Source organism: Synechococcus sp. BO 8801 (genome assembly GCF_002252675.1).
Classification (GTDB): domain Bacteria; phylum Cyanobacteriota; class Cyanobacteriia; order PCC-6307; family Cyanobiaceae; genus Cyanobium.
The window spans coordinates 37,907-46,227 of record NZ_NQKY01000008.1 but is presented as its reverse complement, the minus strand read 5'-3'; the positions used below and the strand labels follow the sequence as shown (position 1 = coordinate 46,227).

The 8,321-nt window shown below is 72.2% G+C and carries 9 protein-coding genes; 5 read left to right on the top strand and 4 right to left on the bottom strand.

All coding sequences use genetic code 11. From position 1 onward, the window contains the following. The 4 genes from CJZ86_RS17325 to lipB form a co-directional block, all read right to left on the bottom strand. A partial coding sequence (locus CJZ86_RS17325; protein WP_286145707.1) for a biotin/lipoyl-containing protein occupies positions 1–330 on the bottom strand: 330 nt, incomplete at its 3' end. Between the two features lie 46 nt (positions 331–376). Beyond that, a complete protein-coding gene (locus tag CJZ86_RS08005) occupies positions 377–820 on the bottom strand; it encodes a YlqD family protein (RefSeq protein WP_094585425.1) in 444 nt (147 codons plus the stop codon). Positions 821–879: 59 nt separating this feature from the next. Then, positions 880–2,829: an AMP-binding protein gene (locus CJZ86_RS08000; RefSeq protein ID WP_094585424.1), complete on the bottom strand. Its 1,950-nt coding sequence runs from the start codon at positions 2,827–2,829 to the stop codon at positions 880–882. A gap of 27 nt (positions 2,830–2,856) precedes the next feature. Continuing rightward, positions 2,857–3,573: a lipoyl(octanoyl) transferase LipB gene (gene lipB / locus CJZ86_RS07995; protein WP_094585423.1), complete on the bottom strand. Its 717-nt coding sequence runs from the start codon at positions 3,571–3,573 to the stop codon at positions 2,857–2,859. 63 nt (positions 3,574–3,636) lie between these two features. On the opposite strand from lipB, the gene hpf reads away from it, so the two are divergent. The 5 genes from hpf (at position 3,637) to CJZ86_RS07970 (ending at position 8,289) form a co-directional block, all read left to right on the top strand. After that, entirely contained in the window at positions 3,637–4,224 is a 588-nt protein-coding gene (gene hpf, locus CJZ86_RS07990) for a ribosome hibernation-promoting factor, HPF/YfiA family (protein WP_094585422.1), read from the top strand. Continuing rightward, positions 4,187–4,891, top strand: coding sequence for a deoxyribose-phosphate aldolase (gene deoC / locus CJZ86_RS07985; protein WP_094585421.1), 705 nt, complete (start codon positions 4,187–4,189; stop codon positions 4,889–4,891). The genes hpf and deoC overlap by 38 nt, the downstream gene beginning before the upstream one ends. Further along, the gene (gene recO / locus CJZ86_RS07980) at positions 4,884–5,690 is read left to right on the top strand and encodes a DNA repair protein RecO (RefSeq protein ID WP_094585420.1); all 807 of its coding nucleotides are present in this window, start codon (positions 4,884–4,886) and stop codon (positions 5,688–5,690) included. The genes deoC and recO overlap by 8 nt, the downstream gene beginning before the upstream one ends. Beyond that, on the top strand, positions 5,687–7,027 hold the full coding sequence (locus CJZ86_RS07975) for an MFS transporter (protein WP_094585419.1): 1,341 nt from the start codon (positions 5,687–5,689) through the stop codon (positions 7,025–7,027). Before recO ends, CJZ86_RS07975 begins: the two co-directional genes overlap by 4 nt. 74 nt (positions 7,028–7,101) lie before the next feature. Next, a complete protein-coding gene (locus tag CJZ86_RS07970; protein ID WP_094585418.1) occupies positions 7,102–8,289 on the top strand; it encodes a glycosyltransferase family 4 protein in 1,188 nt (395 codons plus the stop codon). Positions 8,290–8,321 lie beyond the last annotated feature (32 nt).

Sequence of the window (8,321 nt, the reverse complement as noted above, 5' to 3'; positions counted from 1 at the left end):
GGCCGGTGGGGCGGCTGCGGGCGCCACCGCTGCGGGGGCCGCCGCGGCAGGGGCCGGGGCCGCGGCCCTGGCCGCCGCGATCTCCGCTTCGGTTTCCACGATCAGGCCGATCGTTTCGCCCACCGGCGCGGTGCTGCCCGCCTCCATCAGCACGGCCGCCAGGAACCCCTCCTGGAAGGCCTCCACATCCATGTCCGCCTTGTCGGACTCGACCACGAGCACCGACTCGCCCCGCTCGACCCGCTCACCGGGTTTCTTGAGCCACTCCACGATCTTGCCCTCCGTCATGGTGGAGCTGAGGGCCGGCATGAAGATTTCGTGGGTGGCCAACGGGGGACTGCCTCTGTGATGGGGGGGATTTTAGGTGGCGGAAGGATCAGCCCCCCTCGATCGCCTCAATCACCCCATCCCGCACCAGCACCGCCACCTGCAGCTTCTGCACCAGGTTGTCGCCCACCTGGACGTCGCAGAAGCTCTCGATCTGGCCCTGCTCCACCACCTGCTCCATCTCCAGCTCCCGCACCTGGCGCTGCTGGTCGAGCACCTGGCGCTTCTGTTCCTCGAACTCGGCGCGCTTGGCCGCCACCTGCTGCTGCACCGAACCCACCTGTTCCTGCACGCGGGGATCGAGGGGATTGGCGCTCTGACGACGGATCTCATCGACCAGCCGCTGCCCCTCCTGCTCCAGCTGGGCCAGCTGCTGGTCGAAATTGGTGAGCGCATTGCTGAGCTCCCGCTCGGCATCCTCCTTCCAGCGCGGCGTCACCACGGCGCGCACCGTGATCGATCGCTTGATGTTGAGGCTGTTGCCGTCGGCCATGGGACTTCAGGTGCAGGGCTCAGGCTGTCAGGCGACGGGGGATCCGGTCAACCATGGGGTCAGCTCTCGCCGTAGAGCGCGGCGATGGCGCCGCGGTCCCGCTCGGCGATCCGATCGCGGCGTTGCTTGAGGGTCTGGGTGAGCAGGCCGTTGTCGATGCTGAAGGGCTCCACCAGGGACACGCCGCCGAGGCGCTCGTCGGCCCGGGAGCCCGGCCGGGCCGCCAGCAGGCGGTTGCACTCGCGGCAGAGGGCCCGCAGCAGGGCCGGATCGGCGCCGGCACCAGGCTCCCCGGGCTCAGGGCAGGGGAGATTGGCCTCGGCGGCGAACGCCTGCAGCACCTCCGCCTTCGGCACCACCAGGCCCCCGAGCTGCTTGCGGTCCTGGCCCACCAGCATCACCTGCTCCACCAGCGGCGAGGCCACCAGGGCCTCCTCCAGGGGGCCGGGCTCGATGTTCTCGCCACTGCTGAGCACGATCGTGTCCTTGGCGCGGCCGGTCAGCACCAGGGTTCCATCGGCCAGCAGCAGGCCCAGGTCGCCGGTGTCGAACCAACCCTCGCCATCCAGCACCTTCGCCGTGGCCTCGGGCTTGTTGTGGTAGCCCCCCATCACCTGGGGCCCCCTGGCCAGCACCAGCCCCCGCTCGCCCACCGGGAGCGAGGCCCTGGTGACGGGATCCACCACCTTCAGGGCGGTGTCCGGCAGGGGCTGGCCGGCGCTGCCACGGCGGTTGCTCCAGGGCCGGCGGCAGGCGAGAACCGGGCTGGTCTCGGTGAGGCCGTAGCCCACCAGCAGCTCGATGCCGACGGCCTCAAAGAAGCCGTCCACGTGGATGGCCAGGGCCCCGCCGCCGCTGATGGCGGTGCGCAGCCGACCGCCCACCAGCTGGCCGCGCACCTTCGGCCACAGCAGGGCGCCGGCCGCCCCATGCAGCGGCCAGAGCAGCAGGGCGCCGCCGGCGGCCAGAAGCCGGTCGGCCGCTGTTTCCTGCTTCAGGGTGAGATCGAGGGCCACCCGCCGCCGCCGGTGGAAGGCCCGGCTGACGGCGAGGGCCCGGCGCAGCAGGCGCTGGCGGGAGGCGGGCATGGCGGCCAGGGCGTCCTCGAAGCCCGAGAGCAGGGCCTCCCACAGCCGCGGCACGCTGATCAGGTACTGGGGCCGGACCTTCTGCAGGTCGGAACGCAGCTGCTTGAGGGTGGTGTAGGTCTGGCGGCAGCCGCAGCTGAGCAGGAAGTACTCGGCGGTGCGCTCGTAGGCATGCCAGATCGGCAGCACGGACAGCACGTGATCGCCGGGGCTCGGCGACACCGCCACCCCCAGGGTGCCCAGCTGGTGCAGGAAGTTGGCGTGGCTGAGGGGCACGCCCTTGGGCTGGCCGGTGGTGCCGGAGGTGTACAGAAGCGTGGCCAGCCGCCCGGGCCCTCCCGTGGGGACGGGCGGCAGGGGGCTGGCGGCGCCGCGCTCCAGCAGGGCCTCCCAGGTGAGGCAGGGCAGCGACAGGGGAACGGCCGGGGCCTCCCCCTCCAGCAGCACGATGAAGCTCAGCCGCTGCAGGGCCGGCCCGTCGAGGGCCAGCCGCTCGAGCAGGGCGGCCGACTCCAGCACCGCCCCCACCGCGCCGGCGTCCTCGAGGATGTAGCGCAGCTCCTCGGCCGGCGCCGCGCTGCCGCGCACGGCATCGGCCGCCCCGGCCCGCATCAGCCCCTGGTCGGCCACCAGCCAGCGGGGACCGTTCTCCGCGAACAGGGCCACCACATCGCCGGGCCCCACCCCCAGATCGGCAAAGGCCGCCGCCGCCCGGTCGATCGCCTGGCGCAGCTCGTCGTAGCGGAGCATCTCCGGATGGCGGCCGTGGGGGGCTTCCAGGGCCACCCGGGGGCCATGCAGCCGCTCCAGTTCCGGCCAGAGGCCCTCGAGCCCCTCGAGCCAGCTCCAGTCAGCGCGACCTTCAAGGGCACGGCGGTCCCGTGGGCTGCCGCCCCAGTGGATCTCGGCTCTGGCGTTCATGGGCGGCCGGTGTGGAGCAACGGGAAATCAGGATTCTCCCAGTCCCGACCGGTCTCCCCCCTCCCCCAGGCCAGCCAGTCCCTCCTGTGGCCCCGGCGGCCGCAGGGTCAGTCCGAAACGGCGGGCGAAGGCCGCCAGCAGCAGCGGCGCCACCTGCTCGGGGGTGAGGCAGGGCCGCCAGTCCACCAGCCGTCCCACCGGCCGGTCGCTGAGCCCGCAGGGGACGATCGCGCCGAAGCCCTCCAGGGAGCAGTCGACATTCAGCGCCAGGCCGTGCTGGCTGATCCAGCGGCGGGCGCCGACCCCGATCGCCGCCAGCTTGCGGCCCTCCAGCCAGACCCCGGTGAGGCCCTCGATGCGCTCCCCCTCCAGCCCCAGCTCCTGCAGCACCGCCAGCACCACGTCCTCGAGGGCCCGCAGATAGAGGTGCAGGTCGCCGCCGTGGCGCTGGAGATCGAGCACCGGGTAGAGCACCAGCTGGCCGGGCAGGTGGTGGGTCACCTCGCCGCCGCGGTCGATGCGGTGCAGCGGCAGGGGCGGATCGGCCGGATCGAAGCCGAGGTGCTCCAGGCTGGCCCCCCGGCCCAGGGTGTAGCAGGGGGTGTGCTGCAGCAGCAGAAGGGCGTCGGGCACGGCGGGATCGTCGAGCCGGCGCCGCTGCAGTTGGCGCTGCCACTCCCAGGCCAGCGGGAAGGGCACCGGAGCCGGGGCTTCAAAAAGAATTGCGGGAGTGTTGGGGGCCATGCAACAGCGTTCCTAGCTTGAGGTTGTCCCAGAGCCAGAATTCCTCTGGAGGCAGGCACCCGAATGAAACTGCTGATCCACGGCCGCAATCTCGACGTCACACCGGCGATCAGGGAGTACACCGAAGCCAAGCTCAATCGCGCCATCAGCCACTTCGATGGCATCGTCAAGGAAGCCGACGTGCATCTGTCGGTGGCCCGCAATCCCCGTGTGCCGCAGCAGACGGCGGAAGTCACGGTCTTCGCCAACGGGGTGGTGATCCGGGCCCAGGAACGCAGCGAGAACCTCTACGCCAGCATCGATCTGGTGGCCACCAAGCTGAGCCGCCAGCTGACCCGCTACAAGGACCGTCTCCAGGAGCGCACCCAGGGTCCGGTGCACCGCTCCGCCGCGGCCGAGGAAGCCGGGGCTGCCACGCTGCCCGACCCCGGGGGCTCCCTCACCGATGGCCTCGAGCCCGCCGTGCCCCACCGCGGCGTACGCCGCAAGTACTTCGCCATGCCGGCGATGGACCTGGAGGAGGCCCTGCATCAGCTGGATGTGATCGATCACGATTTCTACGTGTTCCGGGACGCGGCCACGGGCCAGATCCAGGTGGTCTACCGCCGCAACCATGGCGGATTCGGCGTCATCCAGGCCCGTGACACCTGAGCGGGAGCCCGAACGGCCCGACCTCGCCCCCCTGATCGACCACGCCCTCCTGGACCCCCACCGGGGCCGGGAGGCCATCCTCCGCTGCTGCGATGAGGCCCGCCACTTCGGCTTCGCCGGGGTGTGCCTGGCCTCCCGCTGGCTGCCGGTGGCCCGTGAGCGGCTGCCGGTCGACGGGGCGGTGAAGCTGGTCGCCGTGGTGGGTTTCCCCTTCGGGGCCATCCCGGCGGCGATCAAGCGGGCCGAGGCGGAGTGGGCCGCCGCCGCCGGTGCCGACGAGCTGGACGTGGTGCCCGATTTCGGGGCCCTTGCCGATGGCGATGGCACCGCCGTGCTCGACGACCTGGCGGCCATCACCGACCTGGGCCTGCCGGTCAAGGTGATCCTGGAGATGGGCCGCCTCGACCCCGAGGCCCTGGAGCTGCTGGTGGAGATCAGCATCGATGCCGGGGTGCGCCATCTCAAGACCGGCAGCGGCTTCGGCCCAGCGGTGACCCCGGAGCAGGTGGCCCGGCTGGTGGCCCTGGCCAGGGGCCGGGCGGCGGTGAAGGCCGCCGGTGGCATCGCCGATCTCGACCAGGCCCTCGCCCTGGTGGCGGCCGGTGCCGGCCGGCTGGGCACGAGCCGGGGCGTGGCCCTGATGCAGGCCCTGCGCGCCGGTGCCTGAACAGCACCTGGAGGGCCTCGCCCTCACCTGCCGTCCCCTGGGGGAGCACGACCGGCTGCTCACCCTGCTGAGCGAGGCCGAAGGGCTCACCCGGCTGGCGGTGCCGGGGGCGCGACGGCCGAAGAGCAGCCTGGCGGCGGCGGTGCCCCTGGCCCATCTGGTCCTGCAGGTGGGGGGCCGCGGCGGCCTGCGGCGGGTCCGGCAGCTGCGGGTGCTTCGCAACTACAGCGGCCTGGCCCAGCGCCTGGAGACCCTGGCCACGGCCCAGGCCCTGGCCGAGCTCTGCCTCAAGCTCGTGCCCGCCGAGACGCCCGCCCCGGGGGTGCTCGCCGACCTGCTGCTCCAGCTGGGGCGCCTGGAGGCGGTGGTGACGGAACGGTCCGAGCGGGTGGAGGCCCTGGCGGTGGCCGTGCAGGGCAGCATCCACCTGCTGGCCCTGGGGGGCTTCGCCCTGCCCCTGCAGCACTGCGTCCGCAGCGGCGCCGCGCTGGTGCCGCCGATCGGGGACTGGTCCTGGCGCTGCAGCCTGCTGCCCAGCGAGGGGCTGGCGATCGGAGCGATCCCGGGGGCCAGGGTGATGCTCAACCCTTCCGAACTGGCCCTGCTGCAGCGGCTGACACGCCCCGCCCCACCGCGCCGCCGTGACGGCCAGCTGATGGGACCGGAAGCGGTGTGGCTGCACCTGCTGGATCTGGTGGAGGCCTGGTGCGGCGAGCATCTCGGTCAGCGACCGCGAGCCTTCAGACTGCTGCGGACCGCCTGCGACCCCATGCCCTCCCATCCGTCCGAGCCAGCATGAGCCCGAGCGGCAAGACCGAGAGGGGACTGGCCGCCGTCCTGGCCCTGCCGGGATTCCGGCGCCTCTGGATCGGCCAGGTGTTCTCCCAGCTGGCGGACAAGTTCTACATCGTGCTGATGGTGTTCCTGATCGCCCAGTACTGGGTGACGGACACGCCGCAGAACAACGCGGCCCTCGCCGAGGCGGCCGCCGCCTTCCGGATGAGCTTCGAGACCCGGGCCCAGATGATCACCCTGCTGGCCACCGGCATCTACGTGGCCAACACCGTGCCGGCGATGCTGCTGGGGACGGTGGCGGGCGTCTGGGCCGACCGCTGGCCGAAGCGCACCGTGATGGTGGCCTCCAACGGCCTGCGGGCCGGCCTGGTGATGCTGGCCCCCCTGTGCCTGCTGCCGGGGCCGATGTGGCTGGGGCTGAGCTGGGGCTACTGGGCCCTGGTGGCCATGACCTTCTTCGAGTCGGTGCTCACCCAGTTCTTCGCGCCGGCCGAGCAGGCGGCCATTCCCCTGCTGGTGAGCTATCCCCAGCTGCTCGCCGCGAATTCGGTGTACCAGGCCACCAGCATGGCCGCCACCATCGTCGGTTTCGCCCTCGGCGACCCGATCCTGCGGCTGCTGCGCACCCTGCTGGCCCAGGTGGGCATCCCGGGCGGAGAATTCGTCTTGCTGCCGCTCTGCTACGGCGCCGCGGCCTTGGCCATCGCCGGGATCGAGATCCAGGAACCGCCGCGGGAGCCTCGCTCCATCTCCGTCTGGGAGGAGATCGGCGAAGGGGTGCAGGTGCTGCGGGAGCGGCCCAAGGTGCGCAGCGCCATGATCCAGCTGGTGCTGCTCTACAGCCTGCTGGCGGCCCTCTATGTGCTGGCGATCAGCCTGGCGGCGGCGATCGGCGGGCTGGGTCCCACCCGCTTCGGCGTGCTGCTGGCGATGAGCGGGGTGGGACTGGCCCTGGGGGCCCTGGCCATGGCCCAGCTGGGCGAACGCTTCAGCCGCCGGGGGCTGGCCAGTGCGGGGCTCGGGACCATCGCCTGGTGCCTGGTGCTGCTGGGCCAGCTGCGGGGCAACCTCGTCTTCACCCTGCTGCTCTGCGGCCTGCTGGGGGTGGGTGCGGCCCTGCTGGCGATCCCCGCCCAGACCACGATCCAGGAGGACACCCCGGAAAACCAGCGCGGCCGGGTGTTCGGCCTGCAGAACAACCTGATCAACATCGCCCTCAGCCTGCCCCTGGTGCTGGCGGGCACCGTGGTCAGCCGCTACGGGCTGCTGCCTGTGCTCTGGGGGCTGGCGGCCATCGCCGCCGTCGCCGCCCTGAGCGAACGCCCCTGGCGCAGCAGCTGAGCGCCCGCCCCTGTCGCAGCAGCTGAGGGCCTTCGCAGCGCTGCTAAATTCCGCTGTTGCGTGGGGCCATACAGGTGATGCACATTGCCTGGCTGGGCAAGAAGTCTCCGTTCTGCGGCAACGTCACCTACGGCCTCAGCACCACCGAAGCCCTGCGGCAGCGGGGCCACGCGGTGAGCTTCATTCACTTCGACACCCCCACCCCCTCCCTGGGACGGCCGGAAGCGGGGGCAGGCGAGCTCGATCCCCCGGACGGGCCGGAGGCCAACCCCGAGGTGGCCCTGCCCTACCTGGTGAAGTCGCAGATGTACACGATCCCCTCCCCGGGGGCCCAGCGGGAGTTGCGGGAGTCCCTGGAGCGGCTGCGACCCGATCTGGTGCACGCCAGCCTCACCCTCTCCCCCCTCGACTTCCGCCTGCCCGACCTCTGCCAGCAGCTGGGTCTGCCCCTGGTCGCCACCTTCCATCCCCCCTTCGACGCCGGCCTGCGCAACCTCACCGCCGGCACCCAGCAGCTCACCTACCAGCTCTACGCCCCCTCCCTGGCGAAGTTCGACCGGGTGATCGTGTTCTCCGAGCTGCAGGCCGAGGTGCTGGTGCGCCTGGGGGTGCGGCGCGAGCGGCTGGCGGTGATCCCCAACGGGGTCGACACCGACACCTGGGCGCCGGCCGCCCCAGGCGGCGAATCCGACCTGGCCCAGCTGCGGCTCAGGGTGGGCGGCCGCCGCGTCTTCCTCTACATGGGGCGGGTGGCCACCGAGAAGAACGTCGAGGCGCTGCTGAAGGCCTGGCGGCTGGTGCGCCCCCAGGGATGCGTGCTGGTGATCGTGGGGGACGGGCCGCTGCGCTCCTCGCTGCAGAGCGGCACGGAGCCTGATGTGATCTGGTGGGGCTACGAGGCCAGCCGGGCCCGCCGGGTGGCGCTCCTGCAGCTCGCCGAGGTGTTCCTGCTGCCCTCCCTGGTGGAGGGGCTCTCCCTGGCCCTGCTGGAGGCCATGGCCTGCGGCACCGCCTGCGTGGCCACCGATGCCGGAGCCGACGGAGAGGTGCTGGAGGGGGGGGCCGGCATCGTGATCAGCACCCAGGGCGTCACCACCCAGCTGCGCACCCTGCTGCCGGTGCTGCGCGACCAACCCGTGCTCACGGCGGAGCTGGGGCGCCGGGCCCGCCAGAGGGCCCTGGAGCGCTACACCCTCACCGGCAACATCGACGCACTGGAGCGGCTCTACGGCGAACTCTGTCCCCAGCCGGTGGCGGTCTGACCGCAGGCTCCGGCCCGGTCCCGGCGCTGCCG

Excerpts from the sequence above, each read along its gene's own strand:
- CJZ86_RS08005 (WP_094585425.1), bottom strand. The coding sequence starts at position 820 with ATGGCCGACGGCAACAGCCTCAACATCAAGCGATCGATCACGGTGCGC.
- CJZ86_RS08000 (WP_094585424.1), bottom strand. The coding sequence starts at position 2,829 with ATGAACGCCAGAGCCGAGATCCACTGGGGCGGCAGCCCACGGGACCGC.
- lipB (WP_094585423.1), bottom strand. The coding sequence starts at position 3,573 with ATGGCCCCCAACACTCCCGCAATTCTTTTTGAAGCCCCGGCTCCGGTG.
- hpf (WP_094585422.1), top strand. The coding sequence starts at position 3,637 with ATGAAACTGCTGATCCACGGCCGCAATCTCGACGTCACACCGGCGATC.
- deoC (WP_094585421.1), top strand. The coding sequence starts at position 4,187 with ATGGCGGATTCGGCGTCATCCAGGCCCGTGACACCTGAGCGGGAGCCC.
- CJZ86_RS07975 (WP_094585419.1), top strand. The coding sequence starts at position 5,687 with ATGAGCCCGAGCGGCAAGACCGAGAGGGGACTGGCCGCCGTCCTGGCC.